This window comes from Roseibium sp. R5 (assembly GCF_055755305.1).
Map to the genome: position 1 here is coordinate 48494 of NZ_CM146910.1, position 22076 is coordinate 70569.

Annotated in this window: 21 protein-coding genes; 6 read left to right on the forward strand and 15 right to left on the reverse strand. The window is 58.5% G+C overall.

Going from position 1 to position 22076, the window contains the following annotated elements; genetic code table 11:
- Positions 1 to 154 precede the first annotated feature (154 nt).
- The 5 genes from AC0J4F_RS00245 to AC0J4F_RS00265 all read right to left on the reverse strand — a co-directional run bounded on the left by AC0J4F_RS00245 (position 155) and on the right by AC0J4F_RS00265 (position 6215).
- Positions 155 to 1318 carry a PQQ-dependent sugar dehydrogenase gene (locus tag AC0J4F_RS00245; RefSeq protein ID WP_473025077.1) on the reverse strand — a complete coding sequence of 388 codons (1164 nt, stop codon included), beginning with the start codon at positions 1316 to 1318 and terminating at the stop codon, positions 155 to 157.
- Between the two features lie 174 nt (positions 1319 to 1492).
- Positions 1493 to 1807 (reverse strand): chorismate mutase, encoded by a 315-nt coding sequence (locus tag AC0J4F_RS00250; protein WP_133948247.1) that lies wholly within the window; start codon positions 1805 to 1807, stop codon positions 1493 to 1495.
- Positions 1808 to 1894: 87 nt separating this feature from the next.
- Entirely contained in the window at positions 1895 to 4198 is a 2304-nt protein-coding gene (locus tag AC0J4F_RS00255) for an NADP-dependent malic enzyme (RefSeq protein ID WP_473025078.1), read from the reverse strand.
- 107 nt (positions 4199 to 4305) lie between these two features.
- A complete protein-coding gene (locus tag AC0J4F_RS00260; protein WP_133948251.1) occupies positions 4306 to 4950 on the reverse strand; it encodes a ceramidase domain-containing protein in 645 nt (214 codons plus the stop codon).
- A gap of 38 nt (positions 4951 to 4988) precedes the next feature.
- Positions 4989 to 6215, reverse strand: a complete 1227-nt coding sequence (locus tag AC0J4F_RS00265) for an aminotransferase-like domain-containing protein (RefSeq protein ID WP_473025079.1) — start codon at positions 6213 to 6215, stop codon at positions 4989 to 4991.
- 311 nt (positions 6216 to 6526) lie between these two features.
- Between AC0J4F_RS00265 and AC0J4F_RS00270 the strand changes: the two genes are divergently transcribed.
- Together AC0J4F_RS00270 and moaB are read left to right on the forward strand one after the other, a co-directional pair.
- Positions 6527 to 6775 (forward strand): GIY-YIG nuclease family protein, encoded by a 249-nt coding sequence (locus AC0J4F_RS00270; protein WP_473025080.1) that lies wholly within the window; start codon positions 6527 to 6529, stop codon positions 6773 to 6775.
- A 155-nt stretch (positions 6776 to 6930) separates the two neighbouring features.
- A complete protein-coding gene (moaB, locus tag AC0J4F_RS00275) occupies positions 6931 to 7488 on the forward strand; it encodes a molybdenum cofactor biosynthesis protein B (RefSeq protein ID WP_209176799.1) in 558 nt (185 codons plus the stop codon).
- Between the two features lie 197 nt (positions 7489 to 7685).
- Here the strand turns inward: moaB and AC0J4F_RS00280 are convergent, their stop codons facing one another.
- On the reverse strand, positions 7686 to 8111 hold the full coding sequence (locus tag AC0J4F_RS00280; protein WP_133948258.1) for an Lrp/AsnC family transcriptional regulator: 426 nt from the start codon (positions 8109 to 8111) through the stop codon (positions 7686 to 7688).
- A 313-nt stretch (positions 8112 to 8424) separates the two neighbouring features.
- On the opposite strand from AC0J4F_RS00280, the gene AC0J4F_RS00285 reads away from it, so the two are divergent.
- A complete protein-coding gene (locus AC0J4F_RS00285; protein ID WP_473025081.1) occupies positions 8425 to 9483 on the forward strand; it encodes a saccharopine dehydrogenase family protein in 1059 nt (352 codons plus the stop codon).
- Positions 9484 to 9808: 325 nt separating this feature from the next.
- Here AC0J4F_RS00285 and AC0J4F_RS00290 read toward each other — a convergent pair whose 3' ends face one another.
- A complete protein-coding gene (locus AC0J4F_RS00290) occupies positions 9809 to 10501 on the reverse strand; it encodes a glycosyltransferase (protein ID WP_133948262.1) in 693 nt (230 codons plus the stop codon).
- A 176-nt stretch (positions 10502 to 10677) separates the two neighbouring features.
- Between AC0J4F_RS00290 and AC0J4F_RS00295 the strand changes: the two genes are divergently transcribed.
- Complete coding sequence (locus tag AC0J4F_RS00295; RefSeq protein WP_473026468.1) at positions 10678 to 11742, forward strand: PA0069 family radical SAM protein; 1065 nt, start codon at positions 10678 to 10680, stop codon at positions 11740 to 11742.
- A 249-nt stretch (positions 11743 to 11991) separates the two neighbouring features.
- Complete coding sequence (locus tag AC0J4F_RS00300) at positions 11992 to 12669, forward strand: ribonuclease HII (protein ID WP_473026469.1); 678 nt, start codon at positions 11992 to 11994, stop codon at positions 12667 to 12669.
- A 6-nt stretch (positions 12670 to 12675) separates the two neighbouring features.
- Here AC0J4F_RS00300 and AC0J4F_RS00305 read toward each other — a convergent pair whose 3' ends face one another.
- Positions 12676 to 14061 carry a DUF3179 domain-containing (seleno)protein gene (locus AC0J4F_RS00305; protein ID WP_473025082.1) on the reverse strand — a complete coding sequence of 462 codons (1386 nt, stop codon included), beginning with the start codon at positions 14059 to 14061 and terminating at the stop codon, positions 12676 to 12678.
- A gap of 197 nt (positions 14062 to 14258) precedes the next feature.
- Between AC0J4F_RS00305 and AC0J4F_RS00310 the strand changes: the two genes are divergently transcribed.
- The gene (locus AC0J4F_RS00310) at positions 14259 to 14720 is read left to right on the forward strand and encodes a GNAT family N-acetyltransferase (protein ID WP_473025083.1); all 462 of its coding nucleotides are present in this window, start codon (positions 14259 to 14261) and stop codon (positions 14718 to 14720) included.
- A 242-nt stretch (positions 14721 to 14962) separates the two neighbouring features.
- Here AC0J4F_RS00310 and AC0J4F_RS00315 read toward each other — a convergent pair whose 3' ends face one another.
- The 7 genes from AC0J4F_RS00315 to AC0J4F_RS00345 form a co-directional block, all read right to left on the reverse strand.
- On the reverse strand, positions 14963 to 15442 hold the full coding sequence (locus AC0J4F_RS00315) for a F0F1 ATP synthase subunit B (RefSeq protein WP_133948270.1): 480 nt from the start codon (positions 15440 to 15442) through the stop codon (positions 14963 to 14965).
- Between the two features lie 10 nt (positions 15443 to 15452).
- Entirely contained in the window at positions 15453 to 15998 is a 546-nt protein-coding gene (locus tag AC0J4F_RS00320) for a F0F1 ATP synthase subunit B (RefSeq protein WP_133948272.1), read from the reverse strand.
- A gap of 79 nt (positions 15999 to 16077) precedes the next feature.
- Positions 16078 to 16305: a F0F1 ATP synthase subunit C gene (locus AC0J4F_RS00325; protein ID WP_008191441.1), complete on the reverse strand. Its 228-nt coding sequence runs from the start codon at positions 16303 to 16305 to the stop codon at positions 16078 to 16080.
- Positions 16306 to 16390: 85 nt separating this feature from the next.
- On the reverse strand, positions 16391 to 17140 hold the full coding sequence (locus AC0J4F_RS00330) for a F0F1 ATP synthase subunit A (protein ID WP_133948274.1): 750 nt from the start codon (positions 17138 to 17140) through the stop codon (positions 16391 to 16393).
- 65 nt (positions 17141 to 17205) lie between these two features.
- Positions 17206 to 17595: an AtpZ/AtpI family protein gene (locus tag AC0J4F_RS00335; protein ID WP_209179418.1), complete on the reverse strand. Its 390-nt coding sequence runs from the start codon at positions 17593 to 17595 to the stop codon at positions 17206 to 17208.
- 207 nt (positions 17596 to 17802) lie between these two features.
- Positions 17803 to 21261 carry a chromosome segregation protein SMC gene (gene smc, locus AC0J4F_RS00340; RefSeq protein WP_133948279.1) on the reverse strand — a complete coding sequence of 1153 codons (3459 nt, stop codon included), beginning with the start codon at positions 21259 to 21261 and terminating at the stop codon, positions 17803 to 17805.
- An 87-nt stretch (positions 21262 to 21348) separates the two neighbouring features.
- Positions 21349 to 21984, reverse strand: a complete 636-nt coding sequence (locus tag AC0J4F_RS00345) for a thioredoxin domain-containing protein (RefSeq protein WP_133948280.1) — start codon at positions 21982 to 21984, stop codon at positions 21349 to 21351.
- Positions 21985 to 22076 lie beyond the last annotated feature (92 nt).

Here is a 22076-nt window from a genome sequence, read left to right on the forward strand (position 1 = left end):
GCCTGTGCTTGCTGCTCACGCGGCAGCGGCAATGACGTGCGGTGTATCTGCCTTTCTGATGGTTTTGTCAAGCAGAGGCTCTTGCATCCCACGAAAAATCAAGAACTTCTGCTTGTTCCAATCAACGATCACAGCGATGCATCGGCGGTCACGGCTACGGGCGCAGCCGGATCAATTTGCCGTCATCGCTGTCGGTCAGCACATAGATGAACCCGTCCGGCCCCTGGCGCACGTCCCGGATACGCTCTCGCAAGTCCGACAGCAGTTGTTCTTGAGACACGACATCTTCGCCGTTCAGGGTGAGTTTGGCCAGATGCTGTCCGCGAAGGGCGCCAACCAGCAGATCCCCCGACCAGTCGGGGTATTTGTCGCTGGTCACAAAGGCCATTCCGGAGGGGGCGATCGACGGATCCCAATAGAAGATCGGCTGTTCCATACCGGCCTTTTCGGTTCCCTCACCGATCTTGCCACCGGAATAGTGTCGGCCATATGAGATAACCGGCCAGCCATAGTTCTTGCCAGCCTCCGGAATATTGATCTCATCCCCGCCCCTTGCGCCATGCTCCACAGTCCACAAGGCCCCAGTTTCCGGGTGAACGGCCGCACTTTGCGGGTTCCGGTGACCGATCGACCAGATCTCCGGCTGGTAGGCCGGATTGTCGAGGAACGGATTGCCCGGTGCGGGATCGCCATCGGGGGTCAAACGCAACACCGAACCCGTGTGATCGGATGTGTCCTGAGACCGCGGCCCATCCCCGCGATCGCCAAGCGTCATGTAGATGTTGCCATCGCCGTCAAACGCCAGACGTGAGCCAAAGTGGCGTCCGCCAAAGGCCTTGTTGTTGCCGGCGAAGATCGTGTCCCCTTCAACCAGCGTGTAGCCAGAGCCATTCGACCCATCGAGCGTTGCCTTGAAGAGCGATGTTCCAGCGCCTTCCGGCGATCCTTGAGAGAAGGTGAGATAGACCGTCTGATCCGCATCAAAAGAGGGGCTCAGAACAACGTCCAAAAGACCGCCCTGCCCTTGCGCAAACACTTCCGGAGTACCGGCAACAACATCCTGGCGGCCATCTTCGTGAACGACTTTCAGAACACCGTCACGCTCGGTGACCAGGTATCCGCCGTCCGGCAGAAAGGCGACGCTCCACGGATAGGACAAACCAGAGGCAACTGTTTCAGCAGTGACAGCAGACTGCGCGTGCGCACTTTGGTTGGGGCTGCCAGCAAGGCCAAGGAAGGTGATGCCGGCGACCAACACCGTCCACGCGTATCTCAACAATCCATGCCGTGAGCCCTGACGCCAATATGCGTGTTGCACATCACCCTCCCGAAAACCATCCATCCGATCCCGCGGCCTTTGGTGCCGGCGCGATTTCCAGATTTACAGATAGGGAGTGATTTTGGCAGGAACAGAGCTGGTGCGACGATTAATGCGCTGGTGCGGATTGTTCCCTCACGCGGCCGCTAATGAAACCAGCGGCCTGTTTAGCCCTCATTTTTTTGCCAACCGAGCCGCGATCGTCCGCTTCTCATAGGCGACATTCCAGTCGATCAGAACCCGCCAGACCTGCTCGGCCTGATCGGCTTCCAAGCCTAATTCTTCGGCACGGTGTTTGAGCGCTGCAACCATTGTTTCAATCCGGTCGTGGTCAAAGGCCTCGTCAGGGTGCTGCTTCAACTCTGCCATGCGCCGGACATAGCCCTGGCGCTGCGCAAAGAGCTTCAAGAGATCCTGATCCAGCGCATCGATGGCTGTTCGGATGTCTGCCTTGGTCTGGCAGTCGACTGGGGCTTTTAGGTCGGTCATGCGCTCTTGTTTCGCAAACACGGAAAACCGGCCAGCGGTCACAAGGACGCACCGGCCGGAAATGCTGCGGTGTTCCGGACAGTTTCGTTATGCGGACTGTTCTGGAGCCCTTGTTTGCGCTTCAACGCTCGCAAGCGCGGACATGTTGACGACGCCACGGGACGTCACCGACGGTGTCAGGATGTGAGCGGGCTTCGCCGTCCCGAGCAGAATCGGGCCAACATGCAGTGCATCCGTTGCGACCTTCAAAAGGTTGTGCGCAATGTTCGCGGAATCCAGGTTCGGGAACAGAAGAAGGTTTGCCTCGCCTTTCAGCTTGCTGTTCGGCATGACACGTTCACGCAAGGCGATGCTCAAGGCCGAGTCCCCGTGCATTTCACCGTCTGCCTCCAGTTCGGGATGCCGCTCCCAGATCAGCTCCAGCGCTTCGCGCATCTTGCGGGACGAAGCTGTGTCGCGCGAACCGAAGTTCGACATGGAGAGCAGCGCGACTTTCGGCTCAATGCCAAACCGGCGGATTTCCTGCGCCGCAAGGATCGCCATCTCGGAGATTTCCTCTGCCGTCGGATCTTCCGTCACGAACGTATCAGACAGGAACATCGCGCCCCGGCTGTTGATCAAGAGCGACATGGCCGACAGATCGCGGGCCGTTTCACAAACGCCGATCACCTGGCGGATATCGCGCATGTGTTTGGTGAACCGGCCTTCCAGGCCGCAGATCAGGGCGTCCACTTCACCGCGGCGCACCGCAATAGCCGAGATGACCGTCTGGTTTGTCCGCAACACGGTTCTTGCCGCCGTTGGCGGCATGCCCAAGCGGCCGACACACTCCAGATATTCATCGACATAATCGCGGTAGCGTGGATCGTCCTGCGGGTTCACAAACTCAAAATCCACATCCGGACGGATCTTCAAACCGAACCGTTCACAGCGTGCCGTGAGAACATCCGGGCGGCCGACCAGGACCGGTTTGGCAATGCCATCTTCAATCAGCACTTGCGCGGCGCGAAGTACCCGTTCGTCTTCGCCTTCCGCGTAGATGATCTTTTTCGGATCCTTGGCCGCGTTCTGGATGATCGGCTTCATGATCAGGCCGGAGCGGAAGACGAACCGGTTCAGACGGTCCTGGTATGCGTCGAAATCCTCGATCGGCCGGGTCGCAACACCGGTATCCATCGCAGCTTTTGCAACAGCGGGCGCGATCCGCAGGATCAAGCGCTGGTCGAACGGCGACGGTATCAGGTAGTTCGGGCCAAAGGTCTCGGTCTTGCCGCCATAGGCGCGTGCGGCGACATCCGATGGTTCTTCCTGGGCGAGGCCCGCGATTGCCTCGACGGCCGCGCGCTTCATTTCCTCGTTGATGGTGGTTGCACCCACATCGAGCGCGCCGCGGAAGATATATGGGAAACACAGGACGTTGTTGACCTGATTTGGGTAGTCGGAGCGGCCGGTGCACATGACGACATCGTCGCGCACTGCCATGGCGTCTTCCGGCATAATTTCCGGGTTCGGATTGGCAAGCGCCAGTATCAACGGGCCCTTGCCCATCCGCTCGACCATGTCGGGTTTCAGAACACCAGAAGCCGACAACCCCAGGAAAACGTCAGCACCGTCGATCACTTCGCCAAGTGTCCGCTTGTCCGTCTCTTGTGCAAACACCGCTTTCCACTGGTCCATCAAGGCTTGGCGCCCCTGGTAGACCACGCCTTCGATATCGGTGACCCAGATGTTTTCGCGCTTGGCTCCAAGCGAAACCAGCATGTTCAGGCATGCGAGGGACGCTGCCCCCGCGCCAGATGCGACAATCTTGGCGTCTTCGATTTTCTTGTCGGCGAGCTGCAGACCGTTGCGTACAGCCGCCCCAGCGATGATCGCGGTGCCATGTTGATCGTCATGGAAGACCGGGATGTTCATGCGATCGCGCAAGGCGGCTTCGATCATGAAGCATTCCGGCGCCTTGATGTCTTCCAGATTGATCCCACCGAAGGTCGGCTCAAGGGCGGCCACGGCATCAACGAATTTGTCGACATCCAGCTGATCGACCTCGATGTCGAACACGTCAATCCCGGCAAATTTTTTGAAGAGGACCGCCTTCCCTTCCATCACCGGTTTTGAGGCGAGCGGTCCGATGTTGCCAAGCCCGAGCACTGCTGTGCCGTTGGAGATGACGGCAACCAGATTGCCGCGGGCGGTATAGTTGGCCGCCTTTGCCGGATCTTCGGCAATCTCAAGACAGGGTGCTGCGACGCCCGGCGAATAGGCGAGCGCGAGGTCGCGCTGGTTGCCGAGCGGTTTGGTCGCCTGGATTTCCAGTTTTCCGGGCTTTGGATGCTCGTGAAAGAACAGGGCAGCTTCGGTCAGGTCGCTTTCTGTTTTGTTATTATCGCTCATGACGTTCTTGTCTCCCTACCGCTTCCCTAAGGTCATTGATCTGGTGCGTCTGTTTAAGCCGGCGATCCGATCCTGACCTTCGAAATTTTATGAATTGTCTTCGACCTTTACCCGGCGCGATGCAAAATGAGAACCCGTAACAGCCCAAACAGCACGGCAGCGTTCAAAATATGCCACAGGAAATGCGTGCCGAGGGCCAGCTGACTGCATACCGGACCGTCCAGCGTCCGGAAAGTCAGCGAAACGGTAAACAGTATCCCGATGAGAAGCACTTGTTTGGCAAGCGCTTTGTCGTGCTGATAAAAGAACCCGCCCACAACGAAAATTGCCAGAAGTGCGGGCAGGTATCCGGCAGACGACCCGATCAGCGGCGCCCAAACCTCGCCCACCATCGGTGAGAGCACGAAAAAGCCGATCACGATCGACACGCTGATCACCCAATGGAGGTTGAGAAAGCGCCGGAGCGCGATCAGCAAGAACCCGTGGATGAAGACAACGATCGGAATGACATCAGCCAGAAGCGCCCACCGTGTCGCGAATGTGTGGAACAGAAACGACCCGATCCCGGTCGCAAGCCCGACACAAATCAGAAACAGCGCGACCCAATCATCCGGCGTCTTGCGCCGCCACAAGAGATAAGCGGCGAGAGCCGCCACAACAAAGGCGGCGTTGGTGATGGCGTTGACCGGTTCTGACCAGAACTCCGGACCGAGGCGTTCACAATAATTGTTGAGCTGATCCGTCAATGCCATCCTGCACTGTCCCTTTGCTGTTTTGATTCTAAACCTTATTACAGCGCGGGTGTGACAGTCTTCGCAATCAAGGCACCAAGACGGGAAATGCCTTCTGTGATCTTTTCTGGCGTCGTAGCTGAAAAGCTGAGTCGTAATGTGTTGCCACCGCTTCCATCTGCGAAAAACGCCTTGCCCGGAACAAAGGCAATCTTGGCCGTTTCGACGGCTTCTTTAAGGAGATCCGCCGCGTCCGTGCCTTCCGGCAGCTCGACCCAAACGAACATGCCGCCCTCAGGCCGGGTCCAACGGGTCCCTTCCGGCATATGGGTTTTAAGTGCGGCCAGCATGGCATCCCGGCGCTCACGGTAGGCAGCGCGCACCTTGTCGACTTGCGCGTCAAAGACGGTTTCGGCAACGCGCGCCATGGCTTCCTGATTAAGGCTTGAAGAGTGCAGATCGCCTGCCTGCTTCAAGAGCACTAGACGGGAGATCACATCTTTTGCAGCACAGACCCAGCCAAGCCGCAGGCCGGGAGACAGTGTTTTTGAAAAGCTGCCACAATAGAGCGTCCGGGTGTTTTCAATACCGCCAGACCGGGCACAGTCGAGCGCGAGAACGGGAGGAACGGGTGTCCCGTCATACCGCAGGCTCTGATACGCGCCATCCTCGATGACCGCGCAATCCAATTCGTCGGCAAGTCCAAGCAACCGCTGGCGGCCTGCTTCATCGAGTGTTTCGCCCGTCGGGTTGGCAAAGTCCGGCGACAGATACGCAAACTTGATCTTGCCACTCCGCTCCTCAGCTGATGCCCGGTAATCTTCTGCGGACCGGTTGGTCATCGGGTCCAGCCGGTCGTAATTCGGCTCGTAGGCATTGAAGGCCTGCAAGGCCCCCAAATAGGTCGGCCAGCCAACCAGGGCAGTGTCATTTGCAGACAAGAACAGTTTTCCGAGGAAATCGAGCGCCTGCTGCGAGCCTGAGGTGATCAGGATGTTTTCCGGGCCGCATGAAACGCCAAGCTTTGCCATTTCTCCAACAAGCCACCGGCGCAGACGCAAACTGCCCTCGCTGACCGAATATTGCAGACCGGCAGCGGCACCATCACCGCTCAGAGCATCCGCATAGGCCGTCCGGAACGCGTCCGCCGGAAACAGCGCCGGGTCGGGAATGCCGCCGGCAAAGGAGATGATATCCGGCTGGTCCAGGAGTTTCAGAAGCTCGCGGATTTCAGATGCACTCATGCGCTTTGCGCGCGTCGCCAATACGGCGTCCCAGGTCATCATGCTTGGCTCATTCGATTTTTTGTGACGTTGATTAATTAAGTCAATAATACTGACCTATTTTGAATGCAAGTGTCTTATTCTTGTTATTTTTTGTAATTTTATTTCCCTCATTAATCAGCAAGTACAGGTTCTTGTAGATCTGGCATAAGCTCCGCCCCCGAACCCCGTGCCCTTTCCGATCCCTATGCCAGACCGAAAAGCGAGTAGGCCCCGGGTCTCACAAGTTCGCCCGGGGTGACGTCGGGGTTGCTGAGTCGCCTATTTTCTACCAAAGATCGAGGTTGTATTACGTTTACATCCTTGCAAGTCGATTGAACGGAACGCTTTATGTCGGCGCTAACAACGATCTCGCCCGGCGTGTTTTTGAACACAAACAGGGAATTGGCTCCGGCTTCAGCACTAAACACGCCGTGACGAGGCTCGTTTATGCTGCGCAGTTCGAAAGCATCGACGAGGCAATCGCACAGGAAAAGCGCCTAAAGAAATGGCGACGGGCTTGGAAAATTCAGCTGATTGAAACAGAAAACCCCGGATGGAAAGACCTCTTGAATAGCCAATAATGTCACCCCGGACGAACATCGTGAGACCCGGGGCCTACTCGCAGATCATCCTATTCCAGCCGATGTAAAATCCGTGGAGGCGGGACGCAGCCGGTCCGTTCCTCTGGCACAGGCTTCGGCAATCACCTATGTCTCTAGTCAAACAGGAGCCAAAAATGTCCCGTCTTGATGAAAGCCGTCCATTCATTCCGCTGAATATTGCCGTGCTGACCGTGTCCGACACGCGGAAGCCGGAGGACGACAGGTCCGGCAACACTCTGGTGGATCGGTTGGAAAAGGCAGGGCACACACTGGCAGACCGCAAGATCGTTCAAGACGACGTGCCTGCGATCCAGGCGATTGCCAAGGACTGGATTTCAAGGGACGGCGTCGACGTGATCATCTCCACCGGCGGCACGGGCTTTACCGGCCGGGACGTCACGCCGGAAGCGATGGAACCGCTGTTTGAAAAGAAGATGGATGGGTTTTCTGAAGTCTTTCACCGGATTTCCTATGACAAGATCGGCACGTCCACCATCCAGTCCCGGGCAACCGGCGGCGTTGCAGGCGCTACCTACATTTTTGTGCTTCCCGGCTCGCCCGGCGCCTGCAAGGACGCTTGGGATGGCATCTTGAAGTGGCAACTCGATTACCGCCACATGCCCTGCAATTTCGTGGAAATCATGCCGCGGCTGGACGAGCATCTGAAGCGCGGCAAACTGCAAGAAGCCTGAGGCCACCGACTGCGACTGAAGTGCCATTCTCAAGACAATTCGGCGAAGATCCCCGATCTGGGGGCGTGATCGTCCGGAGGTCCCGGCTCAAGGCCGGGACGGCAGCAAGTCTCAAGAAACAAGAATTCGCCCTTCGTCCACCGACCGCCCATGTGCAGGCCGGGATGGCCAAGCTAGTTACCTTTGGGCTGTAACGCTTAGCGCTTTCCAGCGGAGGCCAAACGTATATGGCTTTGGGTTTCCGCCACCTCCGGCAAGGCGCGGATTTGGTCGAGAGTCTGATCGAGGATCTTCAGTGAGCGGACACGCAGCTCGGCGACCAAATCAAACGCACCGCTGAGCGTGTGAATGTCGGTGATCGCATCGATCCGCCGGAGCGCGGCTTGCGTTGCCCGGCCATCGTCCGCCTTCAGCCGGATCAATGTGAAGGCGCTGATCTGGTGGTCTTCTTCCGACTGTCCGAGCTCAACGGTGAACCGGTGTATGACCTTCTGGTGCAAGAGACGGTCGATCCGGTTCTGCACTGTGCCCCGCGACACTTGAAGTGCTGCCGCCAAATCCGTGACAGAAGCACGGGCATCGCGCGTCAAGAGATGAAGCAGGCGGTGATCCAAGTCATCCATGATTACTTCTCATTTATTGTCTTCGGCCAGCATCAATGGCCCGTCCATGTGCTGTGCCGGACACAGTGCAACGGAGATCCGGGACCAGGGTCGAAACGAAACCGGCCCCGGCTCGTGGCCGGGGCGGCGCCTTGTCTCCAGTAGCCATTCTGTCATTATACTCTCGTTTTGTAAGAATTTTTGACATTTTGATTGACACGGACACACGGCTTAATGCGGTCCAACAGCTTCCTGGCGGGAAGCGGATAGTTGATTGCTGTGGTGACTGAGCCGGCCCAGCCTTGGGGCCAGTCATAAGCCAAGGGGGAAATTTATGAAGAAAATAGCAGTGCTCGGATTGGGTAAGGTCGGCGCTTTGGCGGCTCGGCTGTTGCACGACTCCGGCTTCGAGGTTCATGCCTATGACCAGCATGCGCCCCGCGAAGACCTGCCGTTTTCTGTACAGTCTGCAGACTTGAAGGCCTATGATGGCCTGCTGCAAATGTTCAAGGGCGTCGATGCCGTCCTCTCCTGCCTGCCCTATCAGCTCAATGTCGGTGTTGCGACGGCCGCCCATGCGACCGGGATCCATTATTTTGATCTGACTGAGGATGTGCCGACCACCAAGGCGATCATCGAGATGAGCGAAACCGCCAAGGGTCTCATGGCCCCGCAATGCGGTCTGGCGCCCGGGTTTGTTGGCATCGTTGGCGCCAAACAAATCGGCGACTTCGACGACTGCCGGTCCTGCCGGATGCGTGTCGGCGCGCTGCCGCAAAACCCGACCGGGCTAATGGGCTATGCCTTCAACTGGTCCCCGGACGGGGTCGTTAACGAGTACCTCAACGACTGTGAAGTGATCGAGGATGGCGTACGCAAGTGGGTCTCGCCGATGGAGTGGCTGGAAACGATCTACATCGACGGCATGAAGCTGGAGGCGTTCACCACCTCCGGCGGACTTGGCACCATGTGCGAGACCTATTTGGGCAAGGTCGCCAACATCGACTACAAGACCATGCGCTATCCCGGCCATGCCGAATTGATGAACTTCTTCTTCCACGAGCTCCTCATGCGTGAGCGCCGTCAGGAAGCCGGGGAAATTCTGGTGCACGCCAAACCACCAACCGACAATGATGTCGTCTATGTGCATGTGGCGTCCGAAGGCACCATCGACGGCCGCCCGCGCCGGGAGGAATTCGTGCGGGCTTACAAACCGATAGAGATCGGCGGCCAGATGCGCACGGCGATTGCCTGGACCACATCAGCCTCTGTCGTTGCAGTCATCGAGATGGTCCGGGACGGCGCCTTGCCGGCAACCGGTTTCCTGAAGCAGGAAGACATTCCGCTGGATGCGTTTTTGAAAACCCGCACCGGTTCGCTCTACGCAGCGTAAGTCCCTTTCCCCAGACCAAAGCCCTTCTTCAACATGAGCCCCTGCGTAGGCAGGGGCCCAGTAATCACCACCGCCAGGGACGAAAAAACCTTAAGGCCTCAGAATACTGGATCCCTGCTTTGGCACGGATGGCACCATTTGTCTGCTTTCTACTGTCTAAGGAAGCCTTGCTTCACTGTAGTCAGCACCGCAACGCGATCGAGGTGCCTTCTCGGACGAAGCAACGCGGAGATCCGGGATCAGACACGAAGCATCTTCGGTCCCGGCTCGGCACCGATATTACGGTGGGACTCGCAAGTCTGAAGCGATCTGTACTGGCTGCCGATTACCCGTGTAGCTTGACCGCAAGGCTTGTTGGAACACGAAGGGCGCCGACGGCAAAGCGCGCCAGAGCCTGGCGCAGGCCGCTGGCATGGCCAGCTGCGCCCGGCTCACCCGCGGATACGGCTGCCGCGCGCAAAAACACCATGCGGCTGCGGCCGATGCGTTTTGCAAGGTCCAGATCTTCCATTTCGGGCAACGGCCGGTGGCCACCAAGCTTTTCGTAGAACTGGCGGGAGATCAGAAGGCCCTGATTGCCGTAGGGCATGCCAAGCAGCTGGCTGCGCACTGAAGCTGCCTTTTCCGACAACCTGGGACCAAGCCCGAAGGCCTCGTAGCGCAAGCGGAAGGCTGCAGCCGTCTTTGGCCCTTTCGGGGTGCGCCCCGCCCGCTCGATGAACGCCTGCGCTTCGTGATGCCAACCGCTTTCCAAAAGAGTTTCAGGCTGCAGGAACAACAGCCAGTCGCCGCGTTTGGCAACACTTGCGCCATGTGCGAGGCGCTCGCTGCGCGGCCCTTTGCGCGTCACAAACGTGCAGCCTGCCGCGTCGGCGACCATCGCCGTGTTATCGGTCGATCCGCCGTCCACAACGACAACTTCCCGAACAACACCCTCGGCGGCAGCCGGCACCAAGGCAGCCAGTGCGTGAACAAGGTCGAGTTCTGCGTTTTCAGTCGGAATTATGACACTAATCATGACCCTTTCTATGACATGAAATTTTCGAAAGTGCGAGAGAAGGGGCTTGTTCGGCGCCGGATTCTAGATAATGTTCTTGTATTGTTCTCATAAAGAGTCGGCAGTCTATGACACTTGCACCCCCTATTTCTTCTGCTTCTGCTCAATTGGCGCCCGATACGGCGGATCTGAGCCATATGGCGGCCGACCGGCGCCGGGGGCGTGCGGCCGCAACGAACCGCTCGGGGCGGTTCGAACCCTTATCGAAAGAAGCCTTTGACGACGGTTGGGACAGCCTCGATCAATTGCCACCTCTCAAGACAGAGGTACAGGAAGAACGCGCGCGGACGATCATCACCCGCAACGAGTCACCGGACATTTCCTTCGATCGCTCGATCAATCCTTATCGTGGCTGCGAGCATGGCTGCATCTATTGTTTTGCAAGGCCCAGCCACGCGTTTATGGGCCTCTCACCCGGGCTGGACTTTGAAACCCGGCTCTTTGCCAAACCCAACGCTGCAGCGCTTCTTGAGCGGGAGCTCTCCAAGCCGGGGTATCAGCCCAAGGTCATTGCCATCGGCACCAACACCGATCCCTACCAGCCGATGGAACGCAGCTACAAGCTGATGCCGGAGATCCTGGAAGTGCTGGAGGCCTGCGGCCACCCGGTCGCCATCGTCACCAAATCAGCGCTCGTGACACGGGACATCGACATTCTGTCGCGGATGGCCGAGCGCAATCTGGTCAAGGTGGCCTTGTCGATCACGACGCTCGACAAAAAGCTGTGCCGCGCCATGGAACCCCGCGCATCCGCGCCGCACAAGCGTCTCGCAGCGGTCAAAGCCTTGAGCGAGGCTGGCATTCCGACCTCCGTCATGATGGCCCCCATCATACCTGCGCTGACGGACAGTGAAATTGAGACCCTTTTGGAGGCAGCTGCTGAGCACGGGGCCAGCGAAGCGGCCTTTATTCTGCTGCGCCTGCCTCTGGAAGTGTCGGAACTCTTTCGCGACTGGCTTTTGCGGGAACGCCCGGACCGCTACCGCCACGTGATGAACCTGATCCGCTCCATGCGCGGCGGCAAGGACTATGACGCCAAATGGGGCGAGCGCATGCGCGGGCGCGGCCCCTATGCCGACCAGATTGCCAAACGCTTCTCGCTCACCGCCAAACGGCTCGGCCTGAATTTGCGCAGGAAAAAGCTGTCCACCGAGCATTTTATCCAGCCGCAAAAAGGCGGCGTGCAGCTGGACTTGTTCTGAGCGGATAAAAGGAGGCCCAGCTCTCCGCTGTCATCCCGGCCTCCGAGCCGGGATCTACTCGCCGCTCCACGCGCCGCTGCTTCGTTAGACTCTTTCAGATGCTCTAGAAACGATTGGATCCCCGATCTCCGCATTGCTGCGTCGGGGATGACAGCAGTAAAGCAGGCAAGGAACCCAGAAGCTGGATTTACCCGCCATCTGTTGCCGCCAAATAGATAGGCCGGGCAAAGCTTGCTTGATTTGTTGGATTTGGCCCCACATTCTGCGCCCATGACCAAGACACCCTCCCTCTTCGACCTCGCATTCCCAGACAGTCCCGACCTTAAAATCGAGAAAAAACACGCCAAGTCCTTTGACGGCATGCTGTGCGGGGTCGATGAGGCTGGTCGCGGACCATGGGCGGGTCCTGTGGTGACGGCGGCGGTTATCCTGAACTATGCAAATGTGCCGGCCGGACTGAACGATTCCAAAAAGCTGACTGAGGCCAAACGGGAAACCCTGTTCGGTGAAATCCTCAAAACAAGCTGGGTGTGCGCGGCGAGTGCCTCCCCTGCCACCATTGACCGATTGAACATCCGGGCGGCGACACTGAGCGCCATGGTGAGGGCGGTGAACGGGCTGCCGAAAGTGCCGCAATATGTACTCATCGATGGCCGCGATGTGCCACCTGGCCTCACGCAGCCTGGGCAGGCACTGATCAAGGGCGATGGCCGCTGCCTGTGTGTCGCCGCGGCCTCAATCGTCGCCAAGGTGCTGCGAGACCGCATGATGGTCGCCTTGGAACCCGAGTTCCCCGGCTATGGCTTTGCTCAGCACAAGGGATACGGCGTTCCAGCACACCAAGCAGCCTTGGATACCCTGGGGCCAACGGCGCACCACCGGATGAGCTTCAAGCCCGTCCGGCTGGCCGCCGGAGTTCCCGGATAGGGTTAATCAGCCGTCCCAAAGATCTGTACCGGGGTAGAACTGAGACCACGCGAACCAGAACGCCTCATGGCTGCCAAGGTCCGCGCCATCCTCACCAACAGCCCGGATACCACCGGCATCCAGTTCCAGACGTACATTCTCAACGCGGATCTCGGTCCCTTGTTTGAGAGCGGCGAAAGCCTTGCTGCGCTGAAAAGCAACCGGCTGTCCGGACGCCGTGACTATGCCGATGATGTCCTCATGCACGGGCAGCCGGGGATCGACATCACCGATCGGGAAGATTGGTCCATTGGCGTCCCGGCCATTGCGGAAATCGAAGTCCCGGCCAAGCGCTAGCGCTTCCACCAATACGGTTGTTTCCGGGTGCGCCTTCTTCCACGTACCCCAATCAGTCGTCACGACGCTGACCTGTTTTAGCTTCAGGTTCTTCTCCGCAAGCGGGCCAGTCACCGCGGTGCCGAGGAACGTATCGAAGACCGAGTAGGTGTTGACGTCATACATCACCTTGTTGGACCGAATGAGCAGCCCGGAGGTTCTCAGGACCGGCCGCTCAATTCCCTCCGGCAGCTCATCCGTCAGATAGGCCTGCGCAGCGCCACATAAGGTGCAGTATGGAATACCCAGTGTCCGGCCGCCGAGGGTGTCATTCACCATCTCGCGCACTTCCATGATCCGTCTTGGATAGGCGCGGTAGTCACCGTTCACACCGATCCCAAAAACGATATCGCTGTCCTTGAGCCAGGTTGCGTCTTCAGCGCTGCTGACTTCCGGATTGTCCACGGCCGGAATGCAGTTGCACTGATTGTCGGTCTGGTCATACGGGCGGTCATCAATCAGGACCCCGCCCCAGGACACCAGCCGCCAATCAATATCGCCCTCGACAAAGATCCGGTCCCAGCCGGGTACGATCGTTGTGAAGATCTCACGCTTGGAGGCAAGATAATCGGGCGGTGCGGGAATATCCCAGGCCATGAGATGATCGGTCACCACGCCCCAACTGTTGCGCAGCGGGATCTGTTTGCCCAGCAGTTCGGACGCGGCTTCGCTCAAGGCCTGGTTCAGCTGCGGGCCGGTTGCAAACCGCATCAAATCACTGATGATCCAGACCAGGCGCGGATCTTTGGATGCAGCGACCTCGGCGAGCGCCAGGCTTTGGTCCCGTCCCCAACCCGCATGGGTCACCGGGTCTACAAGCGCCATTTTCACGGCCCGTTTCAGATCTTCGGACAGCGGGCCATCCGGTATCGCGGGAGGGGTGCCGAATTTTTCAATCACGTAGTCTGGAAGGGGCGCGCGCTCCTGAGCTTGGGCAAGTCCGCCGCCGACAAGTGACAACAGCGGTATGAGCGCTGCAATAAGGATATGTGCAAAAGCTCGATGAGACGATTTCATGGCGGCGCCTTTCCTGAAAACCCCAATCAACCCCGCCGACTGGACCGCGGTGGCATTGCATGACCGGCGCCTTGCTTGGTATCACCTCAAGTGAATTGCCTTAGGCGACGTAACCCGATGAGGATGGCTTGAGTGGCCAATCCTATCGAATCACGACGCATCAGAAGATTTTGAGATCACAATCCGGCGAGAGGGAAATGGACGTCGAAATCACAGTCGCAGACAAAAGCGATGCGCAACAAATCCTCGAACTTCAGAAAATAGCCTTTCACAAAGAAGCAGCGCTAAACGGCGACATGCAGATCGCCCCGATGGTTGAGGCCCTCGCCGATACAGAGTCTGCTTTTACCACGCATGTTTTTCTGATCGCCCGGAAGGGATCCGACATCATCGGGTCGGTCCGGGTCCGCGCTGAGGCCGACACATGTCATATCGGCCGGCTGTTTGTGGCTCCCGAACATCAGGGACGGGGTATTGGCCGGCAGCTCTTCATCGCAGCGGAACAGAAGTTTCCCTCCGCCGGTTCCTACCGGCTGATTACCGGCAAGTTGAGCTCCGGCAACATCCGGCTTTATGAAAGCCTTGGCTATCAGGTGACCGGCGAGATGATGGAGAACGGCCGGACACCGTTGGTGGTCATGGAGAAGGAACGGGCTTAGGGGTCTCCTTGAGATAGGTCAGCCAGCAAGCTCAAACACCCCTGCCGGCTCTGCGAAGGCAGGGGCTCAGAAGCCACATCTGCACACAAGTGAAACTAAGCGTACCGGCTCGGATTACTGGATCCCTGCCTTCGCAGGGATGGCGGACAAAAACGCGGATAGAGTTTCATTCGGCTGACGCAGACAAAAAAAAGCGGCCCGCTAAGGCCGCTTTTCAGAACTGTTTCCGGATGTGCTGAAGATTAGTTCAGCTGTTCCTTCACCTGAGTGATGCTCTTGGCGAGAATGTCGTCTGCCACCTTGTCCTTGACCTTGGCGGAGAGAATTTCCTCAGCAGCTGCGACAGCGATGTCGGCAGCCTTGGCGCGGACTTCGGCAATTGCCTGGGTCTCGGCCTGAGCGATTTTTTCTTCCGCAGCCTTGGAACGGCGAGCGATCATCTCTTCCAGTGCCTGGTTCGTCTCAACGGTCAGGCGCTCGGCTTCAGCGTTGGCTTCCGCAACGATTGCTTCGGCTTCGCTTTCAGCTTCGTGACGCTTGCGCTGATACTCAGACAGAAGTTCCTGGGCTTCTTCACGCATCTTGCGTGCTTCTTCCAGTTCCTTCTTGATGTCGTCAGCGCGCTTGTCCAGCGCTCCGCCGATCATGCCCGGTACCTTGAGGTAGGCAATCAGGACGAAGAAGAGAACGAGACCGACCAGGGCCCAAAATGATGCGTCCATGACGGTCTCCTCAGTTCATCGCCGACTTGAGCGCTTTGGTCAGATCGGTTTTTGTCGGAGCCTTGCCCATCAGCTGCTCAACGAGCGCCGAGGTCGTGTCTCCGGCAATGTCACCAATCTGGGACAGCGCTTCGGTCTTGATACCGGCGATATGAGCTTCAGCTGCTTTCAGCTTCTCGGCAATATCCGCTTCGGCTTTTTCCCGGCGGGCTTCCTGATCCGCCTTCAACTTGGCGCGGGTATCGCTTGCGATCCCGTGTGCCTTGTTGCGCGCTTCAGCAAGTGCCTGTTCGTAGGCCGCGATCGCCGCGTCGGTCTCGTCTTTGAGGCGGTTGGCCTCGCCGAGATCACCGGCAATGCGGTCCTTGCGGTCTTCCAGGATGCCTGCAATCCGAGGCACAGCGACGTTCTTCATGATCCAGTAGAAAAAGCCAAAAGTGATGGCCAGCCACAGGAGCTGCGAAGAATAGGTCGTTGCGTCGAACGGCGGGAAGCCGGCACCGTGCTCTTCAGCCGGAATTCCGAGTTCCGTATTATGTTCGGCGTTGCCTGCCATATCCTATCTCCAAAATCCGGTTGGGCGGCGCAGACGCCGCCCCCGGAGTCGCGTCAAAACTCTCTGAAACGAAAGAGAATTAGACAGCGAAGAGGAGGAGAAGAGCGATGAGCAGGGAGAAGATGCCCAGAGCTTCGGTAACGGCGAAGCCGAAAACCAGACGGCCGAACTGGCCATCAGCTGCAGTCGGGTTGCGCAGAGCGCCATTCAGGTAGTTACCGAAGATGGTGCCGAGTGCGATCGCTGCACCACCCATGCCGAGGCATGCGATACCAGCGCCGATGTATTTTGCTGCTTCTGCTTCCATGACACGTGCTCCTAAGTAGTGTTTTGCAGATTTCAGATTTCTTCAGGCAGCGACCCGGGTTGGGCCGCCGCATGAGACGTTTCGCTTAGTGTGACGGATGAAGGGCGTCGTTGAGGTACATACAGGTCAGGACCGTGAAGACGTAGGCCTGCAGGAACGAGACGAGGAACTCCAGCGCGGTGATCGCGACTGTCATACTCAGCGGAAGGATTGCGCCGACGATGCCTACGCCGCCAGCGGCGCTCATGGACACGATAAACCCGGCGAAAACTTTAAGGGTGATGTGACCGGCCAGCATGTTTGCGAACAGACGGACGGACAGACTGATCGGACGCGAGAGGAAGGACACAACCTCGATCGGCGCAACGATCAAAAGCAACACCGGCGGAACGCCTGATGGTGCGAACAGGTGGAAGAACTTGGTTCCGTGCTTCATGATGCCGTAGATCGTGACAGTCAGAAACACAAGCATCGCCAACGCAAACGTTACGATGATGTGGCTGGTTACCGTGAAGAAGTACGGGAACATGCCGAAGAGGTTTGCCACAAGGACGAACATGAAGAGCGAAAACACAAGCGGAAAGAACCGCATGCCTTCTGTGCCCGCCGAGCTTCGCAGCATGCCTGCAACAAACTCATAAGCCATTTCCGAGACCGACTGCACGCGGCTCGGCACAAGGCCGCGGCCGGACGTGGAGAAGATCAGGAAGGCAGAAGCTGCTGCTACGGTCGCAACCATAAACAGCGAAGAGTTGGTGAAAGAGAAATCCATTCCGCCGACTTCAATCGGAAACAGGGTCTGGATTTTGAACTGCGAGATCGGATCGTTCGCCACCGGTCAGCCTTCTTCGCTCAAATCATTTCTATTCGTGGGTGCGCAAGGCGCCCAGATGCACAACTTCAGTTGGACCCGCCGTCGTCAGAACTCTCGCGTTTGTAACGTTGACCTGGCTCGGCGATACGCCCGGCAGCCCTCATCACGTTCAAAACGCCCGCCGCGAAACCAATCAGCAGGAACACGATCAACCCAAAGGGCTTTGTCCCAAACCATTGGTCAACGAACCATCCCAAACCGCCTCCAACAACCACACCGGAAATGAACTCCGAAGAGAGCTTCATTGCCTGTGCGTAGCCGGAATTGTCGCTCTTCTTGGCCGCGCGTTCTGCTTCTTCAGCTTTGCGCTGGCCGTCCAGCTTCCGGTTCAGACGGTCCCGCCGTTCCGACAGATCCGCCTCGGAGGCACCCTTGTCCAGATCATCTGAATTGCCGTTTTGCGAAGAGCCACTCATGTTGTTCCCCGCCCCCGTCAAGCCGTGAGACCCAGCCTTTGGACACCCCCTCAAGCCGCGCGCACCATAGTCGGGGGCCATTGCCCTGTCAAGAACACTAAGATTTCAGCTATTTATCTGATTTATAACACAAATTCGCCCTTCTTCACATTTTCCATGACCTAAGTCTTACGGGAAACTTACGAAGGAACGCGGTTCGGCTGAAAATTAGGCACTTTCGCGGAATCGTTCCGCGGTCTCCAAATCCACCGAAACAAGCTGCGAGACACCTCGTTCCGCCATTGTGACACCGAACAAACGGTTCATGCGGGCCATGGTGATCGGGTTGTGGGTGATCACCACAAAACGGGTATCCGTATTGCGCGCCATCTCATCAAGAAGATCGCAATAGCGCTCCACATTGGCATCATCAAGCGGTGCGTCGACCTCATCAAGCACGCAAATCGGCGCTGGATTTGTCAAAAAAACTGCGAAAATCAATGACATGGCGGTGAGCGCCTGTTCACCGCCCGACAGCAAGGTCATCGTTTGCGGCTTCTTGCCAGGAGGTCGCGCGATGATCTCAAGTCCGGCATCCAGCGGATCGTCCGAATCGACCAGCTGTAGCTCAGCCGTGCCGCCACCGAAGAGGTGGGTGAACAACCTTTGGAAGTGACCATTGACCACCTCGAAGGAGGCCAGCAAGCGCTCCCGCGCCTCGCGGTTCAGATTTGAAATCCCGGTCCGCAAGCGACGAATTGCCTCAATCAAATCGTCCCGCTCAGACGTCAGAGTGGTCTTTTGCTCATCCATCTCGCGCAATTCTTCTTCTGCGCGCAGGTTGACCCCGCCCAAACGTTCGCGTTCGGCCTTGAGGCGATCCAGCTTCTTCTCCATCGCCTCCGGATCCGGCAATGGCGCGCCTTCCTTCAGGTCGGCAATTTCCGGTAGAGCCACGACCGGAACTTCCAGGTCCTCATCGATCCGCCGCTCCAGGGTGTCTTTCCGCTCCCGTGCAGCATCAAGGCGCTCTTCGGCGCGAATCTTTTGCTCGCGTGCGCCAGCCAGGCCTTCCATAGCCAATTTCGCTGCCCGGTCGACATCGGCCAGATCCAGCTCGGCCTGGCTGAGCTGATCGTCCTTTTCCTTCTTGGCGTCTTCGGCGTTTGCGATCGCAGAAAACAGCTCCCGGCGTTTGATCTCAATGTCTTCGGGTGCCTCGATCAGCTCAGCCCGCTCTTCTTCCGCTTCATCGCGACGTTCGCTCAAAACCGCGATCTGCTGGGTCGCATTGGCCGCGCGGGACTTCCAGCTGTCATATTCCCGGGCGATCGCCTCCAGGCGCCGGTCGCGCATCTGTTGTTCCCGGGAGAGGCCTTCCGAGACCGCCCGCGCTTCTGCAAGTGCTGTCCGCGCAGAGGAGACCTCCGTTTGCAGATCCCGGATTTGGTCGGCGTAGCCGATTGCCTCGGCAGCTGCTTCCAACTGCTCCTGTGCTTCTTCCAGATAAGCCCGCGCTTCTTCTGCTTCTTCATTCAGGCGCTGAGCCCGATCTTCCGCAGCCGCCTTCTGGGACGCCAGCTGCGCAATGGACCGCTCCGCAGCGGCCAAGGCTTCGCGCGCCGCTGTGACCTGCCGCTGACCATCCCGGACCTTGCCACGGGCGGTTTGTTCCAATTCCACGGACCGCCGGACCCGGCTTGCAGCGCCTTCCAGATCCAGCTGGTGACGTTCGACGGCCTGACGCGCGGTCTCGATTTCGTCATCCAATTCGGCCAAGCGATTCTTCTGCGCCAGACGTTGTGCTGCCGGGGTTGGTGCATTGGCCGCAACGACAAACCCGTCCCATCGCCAGAGATCCCCTTCCCGGCTCACCAAGCGCTGACCGGGTTTCAGATCAGATCGCAGGCGTGGACCGTCGTCTTGGGACACCAAACCGATCTGAGACAATCGGCGATGGAGTTCTCTGGGTGCGGTTACGACATCCAACAGCGGTTTGGCACCGCCGGGCAGAGCCGGATCGCCGTCCGTTCCAATCGCACTGCCCCAGCGGACAGCGGCTGCTTCATCAAGAGAGGCATCGAGATCTTCGCCGAGCGCTGCGCCCAGCGCTGTTTCATACCCGGTCTCAACGGTGATTTGCTCAACGACCGGCGTATGATCCGCCTCGCTGTGCACGTTCAATACCTGTTCAAGGGTCCGTGCCTCTGTCTGAAGGCCTTGCAGCAAAGCCTTGGCATCGCTCAAGGGGGACCGCGCGGCCTGCTCCTGATCCCGTGCCGTTGCAGTGGCAGCTTCCGCTTCTTCGACGGCCGCTTCAGCCTCGGCGAGTTCTTCGCTTGCAAACTCCAGCGTTTCCCGGTGCTCCGCGACACCGTCTTGTTCATTCATGCGCGCGATGAGAGCACCGAGCGCGGTTTGAGCTTCCTGTGCCTGTGTCATCAGCCGGTCCGCCCGCTGGCGGCTTTCGGCAACGGCGCGTTCCAGCTGCTGGCGTTCCGCCGTTGCCCGCGCTTCGGCGGCCGTCAGCTCGGAGAGCATTGCCTCCTTGCCGCGCACGATGTCTTCGGCCTCGGCCACCTTTTCCCGGGCCGCTTCGGTGCGGTCCTGCACCATCTCGTTTTCTTCCAGAAGTTCGGCGCGCTCTTCTGCCAAGCGTTCCAGAACTTCGTCGTTTTCCGAGACCATGGACTGTTCGCGGCGGATATCCTCGGCCAGCTGTACCAAGCGGCGCTCCAGATCCTGCAAGCGTTCCTTGATGCGCCGCTCTTCGGCATCCAAATCATTGCGGGCGATAACGAGCCGCTGAAGCGCGGCTCCGGCTTTGGCTGCGTCCTCCCGAAGCTCGGGCAACTTGTGCGCGGCGATTGCCTGAATGCGCGCACTTTCCGCCTGCAGGCCGGTCGCCTCGTTGACTTGGCTTTGCGCCTCAGTGAACTGTTTTTCTGCTGAGTTCAGGGCATCCCGGGCTTCTGTCCACCGGATATAAAGAATGGCAGCTTCGGCACCGCGGATCTCCGACGACAGATTGCGGTAGCGCGAAGCCTGACGCGATTGGCGTTTCAGATTGTCGAGCTGGCTGTCGATCTGCACCAGCACGTCTTCCAAGCGTTCAAGGTTCTGTTCGGCCCCGCGCAGGCGGATTTCCGCTTCATGGCGCCGTGAATGCAGACCGGAAATTCCAGCGGCTTCTTCCAGGATCTTGCGGCGCGATGTCGGTTTTGCGGCAATCAGCTCGCCAATCTGCCCCTGCCGGACCATTGCGGGTGAGCGCGCGCCCGTGGAGGCATCTGCAAACAGGAGCTGGACGTCGCGGGCCCGCACATCCTTGGCATTAATCTTGTAGTTGGAGCCCTGCTCCCGCTCGATCCGGCGGCTGACTTCCAGAAGATCGGCATCGTTAAAGGCGGTCGGGGCCGTGCGATCGTTGTTTTCCAGAAACAGCGTCACTTCCGCGGTGTTGCGGGCCGGGCGATTGAGGCTTCCGGAAAAGATCACGTCATCCATGCCGGACGCGCGCATGTTCTTATAAGAGTTCTCGCCCATCACCCATCGGAGGGCTTCCACGAGATTGGACTTGCCACAGCCGTTGGGACCGACAACCCCGGTCAGGCCGTTGCCGATGATAAATTCCATCGGCTCAACGAAGGATTTGAACCCGGCAATGCGGAGCTTTGAAAACCTCATCGGCGCCCGCACCTCTCCGGTCCGGACGCCGACAACGTCATATCAGATTGCAGATGCAGGCGCGTGGCCCGCAGCTTTGCTGCAGGATCAGAGGTTTTCCTCGATGATCTTGCCCATCTCTTCAATCGAAAGCGCCCCCGAGTGCTTTTCGCCGTTGATGAAGAATGTCGGCGTCGAGTTCACCCCAAACTCGTTCGCCCCGCGCTCACGCACAGCGTTTACTGCGTCAAGCAAACCCTGGTTTGTCAAGCATTCCTCAAAGGACTCCTGTGTAAAGCCGATCTGTTTGGAAAAGTCGAGCAGGGATTGGTACGGGTTGTCGGTGAACGCCCAGGCGCGCTGTTCTTCGAACATGATGTCCACAATGTCGAAGTATTTTTCCTGCGGCGCGCAGCGAGCCAGCATGAAGGCGGCCGAGGCAACCGGGTCGAGCGGAAACTCCCGGAAAATAAAGCGGACCTTGCCAGTCTCGATGTAGTCTTTCTTCAGATCCGGCCAGGTGCGCTCGTGGAAATTAGCGCAGTGTCCACAGGTCATGGACGCATATTCGATGATCGTGACCGGTGCGGCCTCATCGCCCAGGGTTTTGTCCCCCAGCGGACCCGGCTTCAGGAGCTCGTCTTCGTCGACCGACTGGGCCCATGCGGGCGCAGCAGATACGAGCCCGAGCGCGGCCGTGGTCAAAGCGGTGGTTTTGAGAAACTGTCTGCGGGTCTGTGTCACGAAGATCGTCCTGTCACAAATTGATGTCCTGCACCTTCCGGCGCCATTGCTGTTCCATGTGCCCTTTCAGGCCCTCAAGGTCAACACAGCTT

What these genes read in the sequence shown, in the direction of transcription:
- AC0J4F_RS00280 (WP_133948258.1), bottom strand. Translation starts at nt 8,111, where the DNA reads ATGGATGACTTGGATCACCGCCTGCTTCATCTCTTGACGCGCGATGCC.
- smc (WP_133948279.1), bottom strand. Translation starts at nt 21,261, where the DNA reads ATGAGGTTTTCAAAGCTCCGCATTGCCGGGTTCAAATCCTTCGTTGAG.
- AC0J4F_RS00310 (WP_473025083.1), top strand. Translation starts at nt 14,259, where the DNA reads ATGGACGTCGAAATCACAGTCGCAGACAAAAGCGATGCGCAACAAATC.
- AC0J4F_RS00315 (WP_133948270.1), bottom strand. Translation starts at nt 15,442, where the DNA reads ATGGACGCATCATTTTGGGCCCTGGTCGGTCTCGTTCTCTTCTTCGTC.
- AC0J4F_RS00305 (WP_473025082.1), bottom strand. Translation starts at nt 14,061, where the DNA reads ATGAAATCGTCTCATCGAGCTTTTGCACATATCCTTATTGCAGCGCTC.
- AC0J4F_RS00250 (WP_133948247.1), bottom strand. Translation starts at nt 1,807, where the DNA reads ATGACCGACCTAAAAGCCCCAGTCGACTGCCAGACCAAGGCAGACATC.
- AC0J4F_RS00285 (WP_473025081.1), top strand. Translation starts at nt 8,425, where the DNA reads ATGAAGAAAATAGCAGTGCTCGGATTGGGTAAGGTCGGCGCTTTGGCG.
- AC0J4F_RS00335 (WP_209179418.1), bottom strand. Translation starts at nt 17,595, where the DNA reads ATGAGTGGCTCTTCGCAAAACGGCAATTCAGATGATCTGGACAAGGGT.
- AC0J4F_RS00295 (WP_473026468.1), top strand. Translation starts at nt 10,678, where the DNA reads ATGGCGGCCGACCGGCGCCGGGGGCGTGCGGCCGCAACGAACCGCTCG.
- AC0J4F_RS00320 (WP_133948272.1), bottom strand. Translation starts at nt 15,998, where the DNA reads ATGGCAGGCAACGCCGAACATAATACGGAACTCGGAATTCCGGCTGAA.
- AC0J4F_RS00260 (WP_133948251.1), bottom strand. Translation starts at nt 4,950, where the DNA reads ATGGCATTGACGGATCAGCTCAACAATTATTGTGAACGCCTCGGTCCG.
- AC0J4F_RS00265 (WP_473025079.1), bottom strand. Translation starts at nt 6,215, where the DNA reads ATGATGACCTGGGACGCCGTATTGGCGACGCGCGCAAAGCGCATGAGT.
- AC0J4F_RS00290 (WP_133948262.1), bottom strand. Translation starts at nt 10,501, where the DNA reads ATGATTAGTGTCATAATTCCGACTGAAAACGCAGAACTCGACCTTGTT.
- moaB (WP_209176799.1), top strand. Translation starts at nt 6,931, where the DNA reads ATGTCCCGTCTTGATGAAAGCCGTCCATTCATTCCGCTGAATATTGCC.
- AC0J4F_RS00325 (WP_008191441.1), bottom strand. Translation starts at nt 16,305, where the DNA reads ATGGAAGCAGAAGCAGCAAAATACATCGGCGCTGGTATCGCATGCCTC.
- AC0J4F_RS00255 (WP_473025078.1), bottom strand. Translation starts at nt 4,198, where the DNA reads ATGAGCGATAATAACAAAACAGAAAGCGACCTGACCGAAGCTGCCCTG.